General features: G+C 48.0%; 1 pseudogene. It reads right to left on the reverse strand.

Features of this window, described 5'->3' with window-relative positions:
* A pseudogene (locus ACFINO_RS10740) lies at nucleotides 1–271 on the reverse strand (hypothetical protein); the annotation flags it as partial.

The following is a 271-nucleotide window of genomic DNA, read 5'->3' on the forward strand; positions in this document are numbered from 1 at the left end:
CGGAAGATTTCTCATGCAAAACACTGCTTGTCGACGATTGTTGTTGCTGGTTGTATTTTTCTTGCGCCCCTTTGATGAGAATATTTCCACCAGAGTGAATGGTCATATCGGCTTTGGCCTGCTCTTCTGGCGTTTTCTCCCCTGGCTTACCGGCTGTGAGTATCGAGGCTACAATCTCCGTGTTGTTTGCTGAGTCAAGAGCAACACCTTTGCCCCCAGATATGAGTGAGCCCACAACTTGAGCCGCATCAATCTTGTTATGCTGGGATTT

It is taken from the genome of Bartonella sp. AA83SXKL, assembly GCF_042196965.1.
Lineage (GTDB): Bacteria > Pseudomonadota > Alphaproteobacteria > Rhizobiales > Rhizobiaceae > Bartonella.